Raw genomic sequence first — 19,578 nt, forward strand, 5'->3', positions numbered from 1 at the left:
TTCATGTAAATATTAACTATTTACACCCTAAATTTACCATACATTGCACCAATAAACATTTTATTAATACTATTAAAAATCGCCGATTCATACACAGTTTTTCTTCATCCTAAAACGATATCCAGAGATGAAGAATGTGGCAATTGCATTTAAGGAGGCTTATTTATTTAATGACTTCAGAAGTAAATAAAAGAACATTTTTCACTAAAAGCACACTTATTATTATTCCATTATTAATAATATGTGCATTTGCTTTTCATTACTTTTTCCTAAAATCAGACAATGTATTTTCTAGTACAGGAGATGCATTATCACAATTTAGTTTCTTTACATTCCTTTTACAACACGCATTTAAAGATGGAAATTTATTTTGGTCTTGGGATTATGGCTTAGGTGGAGATTTATTCGGAGAATTTAGTTATTACTATAGTACAGCACCATTTTTCTGGCTTACGCTTCTACTTCCTAAACTAAATTTTGACCAAATCTTTGAGATGAAACTATATATGAGTATTTTAAAGAGTACATTAGCTATGTTATTCATGTATGGTTCTTTACGTTATCACAATAAAACTATTTTTTCTTCTTTCATTTCTGCCATTATATATGGAGGATGTGTAACTTTCATTCGCCATTCTTTATTATGGGATTTCATGGCAGATGCTATAGTGTTTTTACCTTTAGTAATATGGGGATTAGATAAATATATTTTAGAGCGAAAAAAAGGGTTATTCCTGTTTGCAACAGCACTTATGCTTGCATCAAATTTCTATTTCGCTTTCATTACTAGTATTTTTATCTATATTTATGCCTTTTTCCAATATTTCGCTACACAACAGAACAAAACAATTAAAACATTTATAATTTATTATATTAGAATTGCTTTTCTATATGCTTTATCACTAGGTTTATCTGCTGTTTGCTTTATACCATCTGTAAATGGTGTATTTAGTTCCGATCGGCTCGCTACAAAATTTACTATACCGTTATTTTTTGAAGGTACGTTTTATAAAAACTTAATGGAAAGTATCTTTTTCATTAATAATACAGAGGATTATCAGCTTGCATTCCCTGTTTTCATCCTCTTCCTTATTACTAGCGCGCTTCTAATACGCAATAAACTTGTCACAAATAAATTAATCTTTACTGGGTTTATGTTAGTGCTATATATGCTTCCATATACGTATTCCGTATTTAATGGCTTTTCTGCCATGCAATACAGATGGTTTTACTTATTTGCATTTGTGGTTGCACAAACTGTCGCCTACATTTTAGATTGGATGCTACTCAACAAAAAAAAGGTCAATTCTTTAATAGGTCCTTTGCTAGCAACAACATTATTTATTTACGCATTCTATAGAAAAGTAAATATAAACGCACAGCCGCTACAAACAATTGATAAAATTTTAATTTGCACTACTGTATTATCTATTATTACAATATTACTATGGCGCTATTTATCAAAAGTAGCCTTACAATGTTTCATTGTATTAAATGTACTCGTCAATGTAATATTTATTAATTACTTCTATTCAGATTTTGCTCTTAGTAAACACTTTAATCAAGCAGGCGTGACAAAAGAATCATTACACGGGCCAGGTCTTGATAATAAGGATGAAATTGACGCAATTCGTTATATACAAAATCAAGATAAAGATTTTTATCGAATTATCAATCCAAACAATAATTATAAAAATACGCCGATGTTGCAAGGTTATCATGGTACAAGTACTTATCAAAGCTTAGTCAATTATCATGTTCATGACTTTATGAAAAATAAGTACAATGTTTTCCAAGGATACGATAGTCCATCTATGTTCTTCCAGTTAGATAAACGATTATTCCTTGAGAACATGCTAGGGGTAAAATATTATGTACTAAGTGAAGGTGCTAATAAAACTGAAATTCCTTATGGTTATAAGCATTTACAACAAGTAGGTCCTTACAACATTTATAAAAATGAATTTGCACTACCATTAGGCTATGTATACGAAGCTGGAATAAGTGATGAAGAATTTTCAAAACTTAATTTTGCCGAGAAAGATCAACTTTTATTAGATGCTGTAGTTGTAAATGATGTTGGAAGTCTCCCACTAAAACAATTTAATACAAAACAGCTAGATTCAAAACAAATTAAGATTAATCCAAATAAAATGAAGTGGGAAAATATAGAGAAAGAGAAAGATATACTCACTGTTCATGAAAATGGGCGTATAATAGTACCTATTGATAATAACGATATGTTAGGTGATCTTCTTGTTGAAATTAAAATTAGAAATATAAATAAGGAATCATTTGGGGTTACCGTGAATGACAAATCTATGATAAAAGGTAATGAAGATGGAGCTTATGCTTATCCGTTAGAAAGATTTGTTTACAACTTAGGAAAAGATGCAAAGCCAACCGAGCTAATCATTTCTATTCCTACTCCTGGTCAATATGAGTTGAAAGATTTACAAATCAACAGTACTAACTATCAGACTGTCCCGAAAAAAGTAAATACTTTAAAAGAAAATAGCCTACAAAACATTTACTATGAAGGTAACTCCTTAAAAGGTGATATTAATTCCACTAAAGATGGATTACTATATTTATCGGTACCATATAGTAAAGGATGGTCAATAAAAGTTGACGGTAAAGAAACGGAATTTACGAAGGCTAATTCCGCCTTTATTGGCGTTCCTATTTCCAAAGGGCAACATGTAGTTGAAATGAAATACGTCACACCTTATTTCAAAATGGGTCTCGTTATTTCTATCATTTCATTTATCATTTGCATCTCGCTTCTAGTTCTTGGAGATACGAAAAGATATTCAAAATTAAAAAATCGTTTTAAAAAAAGGTATTAAAATGAAGTGAAGTAAAAGTTGAAGATGATTGCTTCACTTTTACTTCATGCCCACTTTAAAATTACACCTAAGGAGGTCCTAACATGACCCTTTCAATAGTAGTACCATGCTACAATGAAGAAAAGGTGCTTCGAGCCTTTTATTCAGAGACTTCCCTTGAAATTCATAAATTAACTACCGATTATGAATTTGTTTTTGTTAATGATGGTAGTAAAGATGATACATTAAATATTTTACGTGATTTAGCTAGTGTAGATTCATCGGTACACTACATATCATTTAGTCGAAACTTCGGAAAAGAAGCTGCAATGTTAGCTGGTTTAAAATATGCTACAGGCGATGCAATTGTTATTATGGATGCTGACTTACAACACCCTCCTACGTTAATAAAAGAACTGTTAGAAGGATATAACGACGGCTACGACCAAGTCATTGCAAAAAGAACAAGAACTGGTGATTCACCCGTTCGCTCTTTCGTCTCTCGTCTTTACTATAAAGTGATGAATAAATTTGTAGATATTGAATTAGTAGACGGTATTGGTGACTTTAGACTTTTAAGTCGAAGAGCAGTAGATTCTTTATTATCTTTAAGTGAATACAACCGATTTTCAAAGGGCTTATTTTCTTGGATCGGTTATAACGAATTAATCATTGAATATGAAAATGTATTACGTTCTGATGGAGAAAGTAAATGGACCTTCTCGAAATTATTAAATTATGGAATTGATGGTGTAATTTCATTCAATAATAAACCGTTACGTCTATCTATATATCTTGGATTACTAACAACCATTTTAGGACTTTTATACGTAATCACTACGTTCGTTCAAATCATCCTCGGTGGTGTGGAAGTTCCTGGTTACTTTACTCTCATTTCCGCTATACTATTTATTGGCGGTATTCAACTCATATTCCTAGGTGTTATTGGTGAATATATCGGTCGTATTTATTATGAAACAAAACGTAGACCGCATTTTATTGTAGCTGAAAAGAAAGTTAGTGAAGTTAAACAAAAGGCATAACCAAAAAGTTACTTCTGTAGGAGAAGTAACTTTTTTATATACTAACATTTACAAACACTTCTTTTGAAAAAATATACATTTTGAAATGATAGCATTATATGAAAGAATTTAGTATCATGATTCAAGGTACTATTTCAAGTTGGACGGAGGATACTATGAGCTTATTAACAGTTGAAAAATTAGGACATACATTTGGCGATCGTACATTATTTAAAGATGTATCTATGCGATTATTAGCAGGTGAGCACGTTGGATTAGTTGGTGCAAACGGTGTTGGTAAATCAACATTCATGAATATCATTACTGGTCAGCTTATTCATGACCAAGGTCGCGTAGAATGGACACCGGGCACACATTACGGCTACTTAGATCAGCATACTGTTTTAACACCTGGGCGTACAATCCGTGACGTACTAGCGGATGCATTTTTACCGTTATTCGAAAAGGAAAAAGCTTTAAATGAAGTTACAGAAAAAATGGGAACTGCTACACCAGAAGAACTAGAAGAACTTCTTGAGCAAATGGCAGAAATACAAGATGCACTTGAAGCAGGTGGTTTCTACTTACTAGATATGAAAATTGAAGAGGCTGCACGTGGTCTTGGAATTGATGCAATTGGTTTAGATCGTGATGTTTCAGCACTAAGTGGCGGACAACGTACAAAGGTATTGCTTGCAAAGCTATTACTTGAACAGCCAGAAGTGTTATTGCTTGATGAACCTACTAACTATTTAGACGTTGAACATATTCATTGGTTAACAAATTATTTGAAAGAATATCCACATGCATTCTTATTAATTTCTCATGATACGGAATTTATGAACAAATGTGTTGATGTTATTTTCCATCTAGAATTCACAAAAATGACACGCTATACAGCGACATATGAAAAATTCCTAGAACTAGCAGAAATCAATAAAAATCAACATATAAACGCTTATGAAAAACAGCGCGAGTTTATCAAAAAGCAAGAAGACTTCATTGCAAAGAACAAAGCTCGTTATTCAACGACAGGTCGTGCAAAGAGTCGTCAAAAACAACTTGATCGCATGGAGCTTATTGATCGTCCGGAAACAGCAATTAAACCGGAATTCTCATTTAAAGAAAGTCGTGCAAGTAGTCGCTTCGTCTTTGAAGGTGAAAATGTAGAAATCGGATATACACATCCGCTACTACCAAAGCTATCAATGACGATTGAACGTGGTGAAAAAATTGCTATTGTTGGATGTAACGGTGTTGGTAAATCAACGTTGCTAAAAACAATCTTAGGTAAAATTAAACCTTTAAGCGGTAAAACAAGTCTTGGTGACTTCTTAGAGCCTGCATACTTTGAACAAGAAGTTAAAGCTGATAATATAACACCAATTGATGATGTATGGAATACATTCCCTGGCCTAGACCAGCATCAAATTCGTGCGATGTTAGCAAAATGCGGATTAAAAAATGAACATATTTCTCGCCCATTAAGTCAATTAAGTGGTGGAGAACAAGCAAAAGTTCGTTTATGTAAGCTAATGGGTGAGGAAAGTAACTGGCTATTATTTGATGAGCCGACAAACCATCTTGATGTTACAGCAAAAGCGGAACTTAAGAAGGCTATGAAAGCATATAAAGGAACAATTCTCCTTGTATGTCACGAACCGGACTTCTATGAAGATTGGATCACAAAAGTTTGGGATGTTGAAGAATGGTCTCAAAATAGTAAGTAGTCTTTAAGAAAAAACTCCTTGTGTAGACAAGGAGTTTTTTACTTATTTTTATTAAGAATTTTTTATATTGTAGTATCCTATAAGGCGTAATCGAAATTCTTTTAATTCCGGATACGCCTCTAAATTTGCTAACATACCTCTAATTACCGGAATTCTTGGATTAAGCAATCGTATTTCCGCCTCTAAAACATCTAATGTAACCAACAGCTCATCATCCTCTAATTGATCAGCTAAAGTGCGCTTAAATACAATAATCTCTTTTAAAAAATGTTCTTTAACTTGTTCCTTAATAAGCTCTGATTTACAAAGGAATTCTCCAAGCTTTTCTTCATGTAAAATAGGTTCTTCCGAAGATTCTACTAAGCCATCTACTAAATTATCTACTCTTTTTAAAATAAAAGCAGCTACATACGATAAATCAATTTCTGGTGCTTGTAAAATAATTAATTCTAAATACCCACGGCATATGCCTTCTACCATAATTACTAAATCCAATAAATATGGCATAACCTTTTCACCATAAATGGACAATAAACTATTCCGATAAAATGCATGAGACTCTAACTTCATCCGCATCATAAATTCTTCTACTTCTTTATTAAACGGAATCGCATTTTCTCTCGCATGCATAATAATAAATTCTTTATGCTTTTGTATATCATTAAACTGACAATGTAATTGTTTTGCAAATTTTTCACGTGGTAATAAAGACTCTTGTTCAATATCCAGCATTTTCTTTTGGATTTTGTCATAATAATATCGAAGTGTCGCTAATAAAAGCTCATCTTTCGATTTAAAATATAAGTAAAAAGCTCCCTTAGATATACCACTAGCTGTCACAATTTCCTGCACTGATGTCGCATTTACACCCTTAGTAGCAAATAACTTCATAGCCGATTCTATAATTAAACGCTCTTTTTCTTTCATATCTTCTCTCCTAAATTTAATCTCGCATCTTATTATAAATGTATTATACCATCTCTTTTTATTGACGATTGACCGAACGGTCAGTTATATTATGTATTAGACTGACCAGTTGGTCAATATAATAAAAAGGGAGCGCAAACATGAACAAAATCATCAATTTCTCGTTAAAAAATAAGTTCGCAGTTTGGCTACTAACCATTATTGTTACTATTGCGGGGATCTACTCTGGACTCAATATGAAGCTGGAAACAATCCCTGATATTACAACACCGATTGTGACAGTAACTACGGTCTATCCTGGTGCTACACCAGAAGAAGTAGCTGATAAAGTTTCAAAGCCGATGGAAGAACAACTACAAAATTTAAGCGGTGTTAACGTTGTGAGTTCATCATCTTTTCAAAACGCATCTTCTATTCAAGTAGAATATGATTTTGATAAAAATATGGAAAAAGCAGAAACAGAAATTAAAGAAGCTCTCACAAATGTAAAACTCCCAGAAGGTGTTAAAGATCCTAAAGTTTCACGAGTAAACTTCAATGCCTTTCCAGTTATTTCGTTAAGCGTGGCAAGTAAGAATGAATCTTTAGCTACCTTAACTGAAAATGTAGAAAAAAATGTTGTACCAGGATTAAAAGGACTTGATGGTGTTGCATCTGTTCAAATTGCTGGCCAACAAGTAGATGAAGTACAGCTTGTCTTCAAGAAAGATAAAATGAAAGAACTAGGACTAAGTGAAGATACCGTAAAAAATGTGATTAAGGGATCGGATGTATCTTTACCACTTGGCTTATACACATTTAAAGACACGGAAAAATCAGTTGTTGTAGATGGCAATATTACAACGATTAAAGCGTTAAAAGAACTTAAAATCCCAGCTATACCTTCCTCACCTAACGGTCAAGGTAGTCAAAATGCTGGCGCTGGTGCACAAACGCCGCAAATGAATCCAGCTGCTATGAACGGGATTCCAACAGTTACATTAGACGAAATTGCTGACATTAAAGAAGTTGGGAAAGCAGAATCTATTTCTCGAACAAATGGAAAAGAAGCAATTGGAATTCAAATTGTGAAGGCCTCTGATGCAAATACAGTTGATGTTGTAAATGCAGTAAAAGATAAAGTAAAAGATCTTGAGAAAAAATATAAAGATTTAGAGATCATTTCAACATTCGACCAAGGTGCACCTATTGAAAAATCAGTTGAAACAATGCTGAGCAAAGCAATTTTCGGTGCTATCTTTGCGATTGTTATTATTATGCTGTTCCTACGAAATATTCGAACAACGCTAATTTCTGTCGTTTCAATACCACTTTCTTTATTAATTGCTGTTTTAGTCATAAAGCAAATGGATATTACGCTTAACATTATGACACTTGGAGCAATGACCGTTGCTATAGGCCGCGTTGTCGATGACTCAATTGTTGTTATTGAAAATATTTACCGACGTATGTCGTTATCAGAAGAGAAATTACGTGGAAAAGATTTAATTCGTGAAGCTACGAAAGAAATGTTTATCCCGATTATGTCTTCCACCATTGTAACAATTGCTGTATTTTTACCGCTTGGACTAGTAAAAGGTATGATTGGTGAAATGTTCTTACCATTCGCCTTAACTATCGTCTTCGCTTTATTAGCATCATTACTAGTAGCAGTTACAATCGTACCGATGCTAGCTCATTCCTTATTTAAGAAAGAGAGCATGAGGGAAAAAGAAGTACATCATGAAGAAAAACCAAGTAAATTAGCAAATGGGTATAAACGCATACTTGCATGGGCTTTAAATCACAAAATTATTACATCAAGTATCGCTGTCCTTCTATTAGTTGGTAGTCTTGCACTTGTACCAGTTATCGGTGTAAGTTTCTTACCTTCTGAAGAAGAAAAAATGATTATTGCAACATATAATCCTGAACCAGGTCAAACGTTAGAAGACGTTGAAAAAATTGCAACAAAAGCTGAGAAGCACTTCCAAGATAATAAAGACGTCAAAACAATTCAGTTCTCATTAGGTGGAGAGAATCCAATGAGTCCTGGTCAATCAAACCAAGCAATGTTCTTCGTGCAATATGATAACGACACGAAAAACTTTGAAAAAGAGAAAGAACAAGTCGTTAAAGATTTACAGAAGATGTCTGGCAAAGGCGAATGGAAAAACCAAGACTTCGGAGCAAGTGGCGGTAGTAACGAAATTAAACTATACGTTTATGGAGATAGCTCAGAAGACATTAAGCCTGTCGTAAAAGATATTCAAAATATCATGAAGAAAAATAAAGACTTAAAAGATATAGATTCTAGTATTGCAAAAACATATGCAGAGTACACTTTAGTCGCAGATCAAGAAAAGCTGAGTAAAATGGGCTTAACGGCTGCTCAAATTGGAATGGGACTTTCTAATCAACATGATCGCCCTGTTCTGACAACAATTAAAAAAGACGGTAAAGATATCAATGTATATGTAGAAGCTGAAAAACAAAATTATGAAACAATCGATGACTTAACAAATCGCAAAATTACAACACCACTTGGTAATGAAGTAGCTGTGAAAGATGTTATGACTGTAAAAGAAGGTGAAACATCGAATACAGTAACACACCGAGATGGACGTGTTTATGCAGAGGTTAGTGCCAAATTAACATCTGATGACGTTTCAAAAGCATCTGCTGCAGTACAAAAAGAAGTAGATAAAATGGATCTTCCTTCTGGTGTAGATGTTTCTATGGGCGGTGTTACTAAAGATATTCAAGAATCATTCAAGCAACTTGGCCTAGCGATGTTAGCTGCGATTGCCATTGTATACTTCGTTCTTGTCGTTACATTTGGTGGTGCCCTAGCACCATTCGCAATTTTATTCTCGCTACCATTTACAATTATTGGGGCTCTTGTTGCCTTATTAATCTCTGGTGAAACATTAAGTGTATCTGCAATGATTGGTGCGCTTATGTTAATCGGTATCGTTGTAACAAACGCAATCGTGCTTATCGACCGCGTTATTCATAAGGAAAATGAAGGACTATCAACACGTGAAGCTTTATTAGAAGCTGGTGCAACACGCCTTCGTCCAATTTTAATGACTGCAATTGCAACAATCGGTGCTCTTATCCCGCTTGCATTAGGATTTGAAGGTAGTGGCTTAATTTCTAAAGGACTTGGCGTAACGGTAATTGGTGGATTAACAAGTTCAACGTTATTAACACTTCTTATTGTTCCAATCGTTTATGAAGTATTAAGCAAATTTAAAAAGAAAAAAACAAAATAACAAAAAAATAACCTCGCTAACTGCGAGGTTATTTTTTATTTCCAAACAAGATTAGGAAATCGCCATAGCCTTCTTTCTCTAATTCCTCTTTTGGAATAAATCGAAGAGCTGCGGAATTAATACAGTAACGAAGGCCATTTGGTCCTGGACCATCTGGAAATACGTGCCCAAGATGTGAATCTCCTTCTTTACTTCTCACTTCTGTACGTGTCATATTATGACTCACATCCATCTTTTCTTTCACACTTGCTGACATCACTGGTTTTGTAAAACTAGGCCATCCACATCCACTATCAAATTTATCTAGAGAAGTAAACAACGGCTCACCTGAAACGATGTCTACATAAAGACCTTCCTCTTTATGGTTCCAATACTCATTTCGAAATGGTGGTTCTGTACCATTTTCCTGTGTTACATAATACTGCATCTCATTGAGTTTTTCTTTTAAATGAGCATTATCCTTTGGCCAATGTTGCTTAATAAAAGCATCTCGTCCTGAGCCTTTACGATATAACTCATAGCGGAATGTGTTTTTCTTATGGTATCCTTGGTGATATTCTTCAGCTGGATAAAATGTAGCTGCTGGTAGTATTTTTGTCGCAATTGGTTTTGAAAAGCGTCCACTCTGCTCAAGCTCTTCTTTTGAGGTCTCTGCTTTTTTATGTTGTTCTTCATTATGATAAAAAATCACCGTTTCATAAGACTGTCCGCGGTCGTGGAATTGTCCACCAATATCGGTCGGATCAATTTGTCTCCAATATATATTTAACAATTCCTCATACGGCATTTTATTTGCATCAAATGTAATTTGTACTGCCTCATAATGTCCCGTCGTTTCTGAACATACTTCTTTATACGTTGGATTCTCTTTATGACCACCTGTATAGCCAGAAACAACCTTTATAATCCCTTCCATCTCTTCAAATGGCGAAACCATACACCAGAAGCACCCTCCAGCAAATGTAGCCAATTCTACCTTTTCATTTACAGCCATTACTTCACCCCTATTCTATGTTCTGCTTACAGTATGGCATAAGAAACATCATATTATAAAAGAAAAAGCACCGAACATCGATGCTTTTTCTTTACTTCACTTTATTTTTTCCAACATCCTTCTCCATTTCATCACTTGTCACGTCTAAAACATCTAATAAGAAGATGAAGATTGGAATACCGATAATTAATCCCCATACACCTAAGAAGTGTTCTGAGAAGATTAATACCATAAATGTATAGAAAATCGGTAAATTTGTTTTTTGCGACATAAACTTCGGGTTTAATACGTAACTTTCAAGCGCATGAATCACTGTTACGATAACCAAAATATAAACAACGTACATGATACCGCCAATATTGTAAGCAATCATACAAAGTGGGAATAACGAAATGATAACCCCTGCTACTGGAATTAAGCCAAGCAAGAAAATCATTAACGCTAAACCTAATAATTGTGGGAATCCTAATATCCATAATGCGATAACTGAAAGAACACAGTTAACAACAGCAATTAAAAATTGCGCTTCGATTACCTTTCCAAATGAACGTGCAAATTTCTTTCCGAAGTACTCAATTTCAGTATAGAAAATTGCAAGCCTGCTTTCTTTAAACTTTGCAGTAAAACCGACAATACGAGATTTTTCTAATAAGAAAAACAAACTCAAAATTAAAGAAAGTAAAACTTGAAGGCCAAATTTACCAACATTCGTAATCGATTTATACAAAATGTCTACGCCTTGTCCTACATATTTAGAAAGCTCCATATGATTGACAGCATTAACTGCATACTTAATTAGTTCACTATCTGGTGGGTTTCTTAAAAATACATTGAATTGGTAAATCAGTTGTGAAATTTGTATCGTCAATACTGGTAAATATTTAAATAGCGTAATAGCAATTCCACCAATTAACATTACATATAGAAACGCTATAATAATTTTTCGATTAATAGGCATGAAATGATCTAATTTGCGTGAAATAAACTTTTGGAATCGATCCATTAAATACGTGAGAATAAACGTAATTAATATTAAATTCAACATACTTTGCAGCCCGTATAACACGAGAGCAAGTATTACTAATACGAGTAACCTCTGGAATCCTTTGCTTTGAAACAGGTTTTTTATTTGCATAATCGACGAATACTCTCTCCTGTCCTATAAACTAAAACGTTAATAAGTAGATTTCTCTCTCTTTTCTACTTTTAATTATTCATTCATATTAAGATTTTTATAAACTCATTATATGCCTACCTTACCAGGTATATAGTAGCCTACTTCTTATTTTACAATACAATGACCTAATTCAAAACGTATTCTACATAGTATTAATGAAGATTTAAGGAAACTTACATTTTTTAATAGGTCTTACCACTACTGTAACATAAAAAGCAAGCTATCAGTAGAAATCTGTCCTACAAATAGCTTGCTTTTCTTATTTTTTAAGTAAGTTTTACTATCCAATGAATGGCATGAACATTGGGATGACAACTACTGTTACAACCCCAACTACCGTTACAGCAATACTTGCCATCGCTGCCTCTACCTCACCCATTTCAATTCCTACTGCAACTCCTAATGCATGACCCGCTGTTCCAAGTGCTAAACCTTTTGCAATCGGATGTTTCACTCTAAATGTTTTTAAGAATAATGCTCCTAATGCGTATACGATAACTGCGTTGAAAATAACTGCAAACGATGTAATTGCTGGAATACCACCAATACTTTCTGAAATTGGTAACGCAATTGCTGTTGTTGCTGCTTGTGGTAGCATTGAATTCATTACTGCTGTATCTAAACCGATTGCTTTTGCAACAATGAACACGACAATTACTGAGCAAATAGATCCAACCACGATAGCTGATAAAATTTGCCACCAATATTTTTTCAACTTATCAACTTGTTTATATAGTGGGATAGCGAATGCAATTGTTGCTGGCTCTAAGAAGAAACTAATCATTTTTCCGCCAGTATTATATTCTTCAAAAGTAAAGTTACCTACCTTTAGAAATACAATCCCTAATACCATCGCCACGAATAATGGTGTAAATAGGAAGAACCCTTTTGAATGCTTGAATAATAATGTTCCGATTCCGTATGCGATTAATGAAACGACGATTCCGAAATATGGAGTCATTGTGCTTGCCATGTTCATTACCTCCCAACAATATATAAATACAATGGTTACGCAACCTTTCCGTGCTTGCGTCCTTTATTTACTACTTTCAATTCTTTTGTATCTTCTGTTTCTTTTTCATCTTTTCCTAAAATAAATTGTGCAAATAATCCTGTTACAGCGAGTAAAATAACTGTTGCTACAACAATTACAGTTAAAATTTGTACAAAGTATTGTCCCATTACACCAAGAGAATTAATAACTGAAATACCTGATGGGACGAATAAGAATCCAATAATACCTGTTAAAGCTGTTCCAAGTGATTCAACTTGCTCCAATTTAATAACTTTTAAACATAATAGACTAAATAAAATAACTAACCCGATTACCGATGAAGGCATTGGAATTGGTAAATGTGTTGCAATAATATTAGAAATTAACATAATAGCTGAGAATATAAATGCTTGTGATAAGAAACTATATACTTTTTTCGTACTCATTTTGGCCACCTCTTTCGATTTGGTACCTTTATTGTATAGGATATAACCGCCTGAGTAAGCGTTTACATAACAGAGCGTCAAATATACAGAATCAGTTACAAATATAAAAGGATGAAATACAAAAGCTGCTCCTTAAATACGAAGCAGCTTCTTGAGTTCTTTTGCATATGTACGGCTAACAGGTACTTTTGATCCTTCTTTCATGATTAAATTATAAGTAGAATTGAACCATGGCTGAATTTCAGTAATATGATTAATATTCGCAATAAAACTACGATGGATGCGCATGAAACTTACTTGCGGCAACTTCTTTTCCAAAATCACAAGTGTATCGTGTGTTACATATGTTTCCCTCATTGTTTTTACTGTCACTTTTCCGTCCACAAGTCCTACATATACAATATCTTCAATATTAACAAGTACGATTGATTCTTCAATTGGTAATGCTAATTTATGCATCTCTACTGTTACATCTGTCCCCTTTATTTCGTGCTTCGTTTCTATTTGCGATTGTTTTTGTTTTTTATACTTCTTTAATGTCTGCACAATACGCTCTTCATCAAATGGTTTTAAAATGTAGTCTAACGCATCTACTTCAAATGCTTGCAGTGCATATTGATCATAGGCAGTAGCAAATACAATTGCAGGTGGATTTTTCATCTTCTTTAATATATTGGCGATTTCAAATCCGTTATCATCGGATAATTGAATATCTAAAAACACAATATCTGGTCTACTTTGCATTAGTTCTTCTAATGCGTCTTCCACACAATCAGCCTCACCAATTATCTCAACTTCTTTCGTTCTCTCTAATAAATACTTTAGTTCATCACGTGCTAACATTTCATCGTCAACTACTAATACTTTTAACAATCTGCTCTTCCTCCCCTACTTTTTTTGGAATAACAAAAGTAATCTCTGTCCCCTCATTTAATTCACTTTCGATATGAAGCATCGTTTCTTTTCCAAATAATCCAATAAGACGTTCATTAATATTATATAAAGCTGTTCCAGTCCCTTTCTTTGACGAAACTACCATCTTTCCTAATTGTTCTAAACGTTCTTCCTCAATTCCCTGCCCATTATCTTTTACTTCAAAATGAACCATACCCTCTTTTTCAAAAACATGCACTTCTACTTCACATACTGGTTGCTTCTTCGGAAAAGCGTGTCGCAATGCATTTTCAACCAATAGTTGAAGAACAAATGGTGGTACTAAAGTTGTCTTTAGCTCGTCCTCAATATACATCTTTACCTCATACTTATTTGGGAACCTTGCTTGTTCTAAGGATAAATATGCCTGTACATGGTTTAATTCTTGTTCTAGTGGAATCAATAACTGACGTGCCCCTTGCAAATTACATCGGAAATATACGCTAAGCTGTAATAATAACTTCCTTGCTTTTTCTACATCTGTTCGGCATAAAGCTGATACTGTATTAATCGCATTAAATAAAAAATGCGGGTTAATTTGTGCTTGTAATGCCTTTATTTCCGCATCTTGCAATAATTTACTTTGCAACTCAGCTTCACCTAATTCAAGTTGTGTAGAGAATATTTTTGCTAATCCTTCTGCTAATTCCTCTTCCACACGACTTAACTGGTTAGGATTTTTGAAATACAGTTTTAATGTCCCTATTGTATTTCCATGTGAAGTTAGTGGAATAACAATCGCCGCTTGCAAAGGGCAGCCTTCATGTTGACAATTAATAACCTCACGTGATTTTGCTTTCATTATTTTCCCTGTGTGTAACACTTCTTTCGACAAACCAGTTATTAAACTATGTGACGGAATATGGTGATCTGATGCTAATCCAACATGAGCTAATATTTTCTCTGTATCTGTTAAGGATACCGCATCTGTTCCTGTAAAGCGGTGAATAATTTGTGCCACATGCTTACACGATTCTTCTGTTAAGCCTTGGCGAAAATATGGTAACGTTTTATCTGCAATACGTAATACCTTATGAGTCTGAAGTGCCTTTGCGTTCTCTTCCTGACGCAAAATAGCTTGTATCATAGAAAGTAAAATAAAACTTCCAAAACTATTTACAAGGATCATTGGTATCGCAATTGTTTTCACAATGCTCATTCCATCCTCTACAATTAATAGGATCATAATCATTTCTAAAGAAACGATAAAAACACTTAAAATCGCTGAAAACTTAGGGGTAATTGTACGGTTATATTTTTTAAAAATGTATCCGATATAACCAGTTATAACGCCTGCTAAAATTGAAGAGATTGCACAACTTAGAGCTGTCGTCCCTCCAAGCATATAACGGTGAATACCAGCAATTGATCCTACCCCAATTCCGACGATAGGACCACCAAGCAATCCACTAATTCCAACACCCATAATACGTGTATTTGCAATGGTACTCGATGATGAAACACCTTGTAACCAATTTTCATTCATAATCGTATTTCCTGCTATTTCAATCCCAGTGTAATTGCTTACAATTGTAAATACCGAAAAAATACAAATAAGCTTAAGCTTATCTACATAGCCATCCTGTTTATGAAGGAGGCGTCTGAAAGTTTTAATATGAGAGAGTAAAAATCCTAAAATAACTATAAGTCCGACTCGTTCAATCATCATGAGTACTAAATTTAGCATCTTTGATTCATTCCTTTTTATTTAGTTAGTTTTATTATGGGAAAATAATGAAGTCGGCGTCAAGAAGAACGAAATGTTTTTTGAAATATTTTACACATAATAACTTCCTCTTTATTTGACAATACATATAGAAGAGTGCTAAAAATAAAGTAATATAATACAGTCCTTTAACCCAACCCCGTGAGGTTGAGAAGGAAGTCGGAATACAATATACGTATGTTCTTTTCTTGGGGATACGTATGCTTTTTTGGCCTTCTCATCATATCAGGTGAGAAGGCCTTTTGTTATTCTTCCATAGCGACTGTAGAAAATAAGGAGGAGTAATAATGAACGTCACTACTGATGTACAACAAACAACAGAGGAGACAAAAGCGAAAAGATATAAAACATTATTTGGTTCTGCGCTAGGATATGCAGCAGAAGGTTTAGATATGTTGCTATTATCTTTCGTACTTGTCTATATTTTAAAAGAGTTTCACTTAAGTCCTGTTGAAGGTGGAAACTTAACTTTAGCTACCACAATAGGAATGTTAATTGGTTCTTATTTATTTGGATTTATTGCTGATTTATTTGGCCGTATTCGTACAATGGCCTTCACAATCTTACTGTTTTCACTAGCAACCGCACTCATTTATTTCGCAACAGACTACTGGCAATTATTAATTCTGCGCTTTTTAGTTGGAATGGGAGTTGGTGGTGAATTCGGAATCGGAATGGCCATCGTAACAGAAACATGGTCTAAAGAAATGCGCGCTAAAGCGACATCTGTTGTTGCACTTGGATGGCAATTTGGTGTACTGATTGCTTCACTCCTTCCAGCATTTATTGTCCCACACTTTGGATGGAGAGCCGTTTTCTTATTTGGATTAATTCCAGCTTTACTAGCTGTCTATGTCCGTAAAAGTTTAAGTGAACCGAAAATATGGGAGCAAAAACAACGCTACAAAAAGGAACTATTGCAAAAAGAAGCTGCAGGTAAATTAACAACTACTGAAGCAGAACAACTAAAACATATAAAAAAATTTCCACTTCGAAAGTTATTTGCCAATAAAAAAGTAACAATTACAACAATTGGTCTTATTATTATGTCGTTCATCCAAAACTTCGGATATTACGGAATCTTCACATGGATGCCCACTATTTTAGCAAATAAATATAACTATACATTAGCAAAAGCAAGTGGCTGGATGTTCATTTCTACCATCGGTATGCTAATTGGAATTGCAATCTTTGGTATTCTAGCTGATAAAATTGGTCGCCGTAAAACTTTTGCAATCTATTATATTGGCGGTACAGTATACTGTCTCATTTACTTCTTCTTATTCACAGATTCAACATTATTATTATGGGGAAGTGCATTGCTTGGATTCTTTGCAAATGGAATGATGGGAGGATTTGGAGCAATTTTAGCTGAAAACTATCCTGCTGAAGCTCGCTCTACCGCCGAAAACTTTATTTTCGGTACAGGACGTGGGTTAGCTGGATTTGGGCCTGTTATTATTGGCTTACTTGCTACAGGTGGCAACCTACTTGGAGCATTGTCCTTGATTTTTATCATCTACCCAATCGGGTTAATTACAATGCTACTATGTGTACCAGAAACAAAGGGAAAAGTATTAGATTAAACGTAAAAGAGGAAGCATCTCATTTAAGATGCTTCCTCTTTTACGTTTTTATTTATTTTGATTTACTAGCCTTCTGAAATAAGAATGCAGTTTTATCTTCTTCTTTTACAATACCTTGTTTTAATGCTAATTCTCCCGCAACTTTAGGCGCTAACCATAGCATTGGGAATAACAAAATTGATACCGGAACTGCCGTCACCACGATAAACGATTGTAGCGCATTAATACTTCCTTCACCCATATATAAAAGAATTGCTGCAACTGCGCCCATAATAAGCGACCAAAAAATTCGCAAACTAATTCTAGGATCTCCGTCTCCAGTCACTGCCATTGAAATGGAATACGCCATTGAATCTCCTGTTGTCACTACAAATAAAATTGTTAATAAAAGAAATGCTGGTCCAATAATATTAGAAAGTGGCAATTGCCCTGTAATTGCAATCATAGCTGCCGGCATACCAGATTCACTTAATGCGTCCGAGATAGACCCAGGATTCATCAACTCATAAAACACGCCTGATCCACCTAATATAGTAAACCAAAATGTTGTAATAATAGGTGCGATAATTCCAATTGCAACGATGATTTCTCGAATCGTTCTCCCTCTTGAAATTCGACTCACTAAAATTGCCATCATTGGTCCGTATCCAATAAACCATCCCCAGAAAAAGATTGTCCAAGATCCTAACCAACTTGTATCACCACGGTATGTGCTCATCGGTATAAACTCATTTACATAAAATCCAAACGAAGAAACAAACGAATCAATAATAAATCCACCTGGCCCAAATAGTAATATGAATGCCATTAACACAATTGCTAATCTAACATTTAAATTACTTATAATTTGAATCCCTTTATCAATACCTGTTACTGCCGATATGGTAGACACGGCCACCACACAAACAATAATTGCTAATTGAGTAGTAAACACATCAGAAACTCCAAATAATTCTTGTAATCCATAACTTGCTTGTAAACCTAAAAATCCAATTGGGCCAATTGTACCTGCAGCTACTGCAATAATTGCAGCTGCATCAATTATCGTTCCAAGCAGGCTCTTTCTTAATTTTTCCCCAAAAATAGGATATAAAAGTGTTCGAGGTTTTAGCGGCATATCTTTATGATAATGTCCATACATCATAACTACCGCACTAATTGTACCTAAAATCGTCCATGCTAAAAATCCCCAATGCATATAACTTTGTGCTAAAGCAGGCATGACTGCTTCTTTCGTTCCAGCAGATATACCATCATGTATTGGTGGCACCGTCATCAAATGATACATTGGCTCTGCTGCTGCCCAAAAAACGCCACCTCCAGCAAGTAATGTAGACATAATAATAGCAAGCCATTTTGCCGTACTAATCTCAGGTTTTTCTAATCCCCCAAGCTTAACTCTCCCATATTTGGAGAAAGCCATACACATCGCAACAATAAATGTACCTAATAATAAAACTTGCCAGAAGGCACCGAAATATTTAATTGAAAAAGCGAAACTTTTATTAATCGCACTCTCTACATAATCCTTGTTCAAAAAAACTGCAATTACAAATAATAAAAGTGAACCACCACTAATAATAAATACAGGCCAATCAGTTTTTCGACTCTTCATCCTCATTTATACTTCCTCCTTCCTCAGCAATCAAAAAAAACAACTTTATTATGTTTTATTGTTTAAACCCAAAACATAATAATTATATATGCATAACATTTTATCGACTTCCCACATACTTATGTTGTCCCTAAAAATATGCCAAATCCCTTATTAAAAAGAAAAATCCTCTTCCTCTTACATAAAAAAGCAAAACAAAAGACCTTATATTTCTATAAGGTCTTCGAAACAGAAATTTGATTATAACATAAGGTACTCCTTGGTTCAAAAAGCCTCTTCCAAAAATAACCGAGAGTAAAGGCTTCCATTTGCTACATAACAGTAATTAAAAAAAATTATATTT

At 34.2% G+C, this 19,578-nt stretch carries 13 protein-coding genes and 1 pseudogene; 5 read left to right on the plus strand and 9 right to left on the minus strand.

Features of this window, described 5'->3' with window-relative positions:
* Window positions 1-170: 170 nt before the first annotated feature.
* From DN399_RS26785 to DN399_RS26795, 3 genes are all read left to right on the plus strand, one after another.
* Window positions 171-2,849 carry a YfhO family protein gene (locus DN399_RS26785; protein ID WP_070180717.1) on the plus strand — a complete coding sequence of 893 codons (2,679 nt, stop codon included), beginning with the start codon at window positions 171-173 and terminating at the stop codon, window positions 2,847-2,849.
* 83 nt (window positions 2,850-2,932) lie between these two features.
* Window positions 2,933-3,871, plus strand: coding sequence for a glycosyltransferase family 2 protein (locus tag DN399_RS26790; RefSeq protein WP_149150104.1), 939 nt, complete (start codon window positions 2,933-2,935; stop codon window positions 3,869-3,871).
* A gap of 155 nt (window positions 3,872-4,026) precedes the next feature.
* Entirely contained in the window at window positions 4,027-5,580 is a 1,554-nt protein-coding gene (locus DN399_RS26795) for an ABC-F family ATP-binding cassette domain-containing protein (RefSeq protein ID WP_000055410.1), read from the plus strand.
* A 51-nt stretch (window positions 5,581-5,631) separates the two neighbouring features.
* Here DN399_RS26795 and DN399_RS26800 read toward each other — a convergent pair whose 3' ends face one another.
* The gene (locus tag DN399_RS26800) at window positions 5,632-6,507 is read right to left on the minus strand and encodes a TetR/AcrR family transcriptional regulator (RefSeq protein ID WP_000659648.1); all 876 of its coding nucleotides are present in this window, start codon (window positions 6,505-6,507) and stop codon (window positions 5,632-5,634) included.
* 140 nt (window positions 6,508-6,647) lie between these two features.
* On the opposite strand from DN399_RS26800, the gene DN399_RS26805 reads away from it, so the two are divergent.
* Window positions 6,648-9,764: an efflux RND transporter permease subunit gene (locus tag DN399_RS26805; RefSeq protein WP_001033494.1), complete on the plus strand. Its 3,117-nt coding sequence runs from the start codon at window positions 6,648-6,650 to the stop codon at window positions 9,762-9,764.
* Window positions 9,765-9,792: 28 nt separating this feature from the next.
* Here the strand turns inward: DN399_RS26805 and msrB are convergent, their stop codons facing one another.
* From msrB to lytS, 7 genes and pseudogenes are all read right to left on the minus strand, one after another.
* A complete protein-coding gene (gene msrB, locus DN399_RS28510; RefSeq protein WP_224201069.1) occupies window positions 9,793-10,245 on the minus strand; it encodes a peptide-methionine (R)-S-oxide reductase MsrB in 453 nt (150 codons plus the stop codon).
* Between the two features lie 45 nt (window positions 10,246-10,290).
* Window positions 10,291-10,758: pseudogene (gene msrA / locus DN399_RS28515) on the minus strand (peptide-methionine (S)-S-oxide reductase MsrA); the annotation flags it as partial.
* A 91-nt stretch (window positions 10,759-10,849) separates the two neighbouring features.
* On the minus strand, window positions 10,850-11,893 hold the full coding sequence (locus DN399_RS26815; protein ID WP_001166010.1) for an AI-2E family transporter: 1,044 nt from the start codon (window positions 11,891-11,893) through the stop codon (window positions 10,850-10,852).
* A gap of 322 nt (window positions 11,894-12,215) precedes the next feature.
* Window positions 12,216-12,908: an antiholin-like protein LrgB gene (lrgB, locus tag DN399_RS26820; RefSeq protein ID WP_000168869.1), complete on the minus strand. Its 693-nt coding sequence runs from the start codon at window positions 12,906-12,908 to the stop codon at window positions 12,216-12,218.
* A 35-nt stretch (window positions 12,909-12,943) separates the two neighbouring features.
* The gene (lrgA, locus tag DN399_RS26825; RefSeq protein ID WP_000104901.1) at window positions 12,944-13,375 is read right to left on the minus strand and encodes an antiholin-like murein hydrolase modulator LrgA; all 432 of its coding nucleotides are present in this window, start codon (window positions 13,373-13,375) and stop codon (window positions 12,944-12,946) included.
* Between the two features lie 132 nt (window positions 13,376-13,507).
* A complete protein-coding gene (locus tag DN399_RS26830) occupies window positions 13,508-14,248 on the minus strand; it encodes a LytR/AlgR family response regulator transcription factor (RefSeq protein ID WP_000921842.1) in 741 nt (246 codons plus the stop codon).
* The gene (gene lytS / locus DN399_RS26835; RefSeq protein WP_000933561.1) at window positions 14,226-15,995 is read right to left on the minus strand and encodes a two-component system sensor histidine kinase LytS; all 1,770 of its coding nucleotides are present in this window, start codon (window positions 15,993-15,995) and stop codon (window positions 14,226-14,228) included. The genes DN399_RS26830 and lytS overlap by 23 nt, the downstream gene beginning before the upstream one ends.
* Before the next feature lie 326 nt (window positions 15,996-16,321).
* Here lytS and DN399_RS26840 point away from each other — a divergent pair, with 326 nt between their 5' ends.
* On the plus strand, window positions 16,322-17,620 hold the full coding sequence (locus DN399_RS26840; protein ID WP_001103412.1) for an MFS transporter: 1,299 nt from the start codon (window positions 16,322-16,324) through the stop codon (window positions 17,618-17,620).
* 52 nt (window positions 17,621-17,672) lie between these two features.
* Here the strand turns inward: DN399_RS26840 and DN399_RS26845 are convergent, their stop codons facing one another.
* The gene (locus DN399_RS26845; RefSeq protein ID WP_001242445.1) at window positions 17,673-19,241 is read right to left on the minus strand and encodes a BCCT family transporter; all 1,569 of its coding nucleotides are present in this window, start codon (window positions 19,239-19,241) and stop codon (window positions 17,673-17,675) included.
* Window positions 19,242-19,578 lie beyond the last annotated feature (337 nt).

It is taken from the genome of Bacillus sp. AR4-2 (genome assembly GCF_008274865.1).
Classification (GTDB): Bacteria; Bacillota; Bacilli; order Bacillales; family Bacillaceae_G; genus Bacillus_A; species Bacillus_A cereus.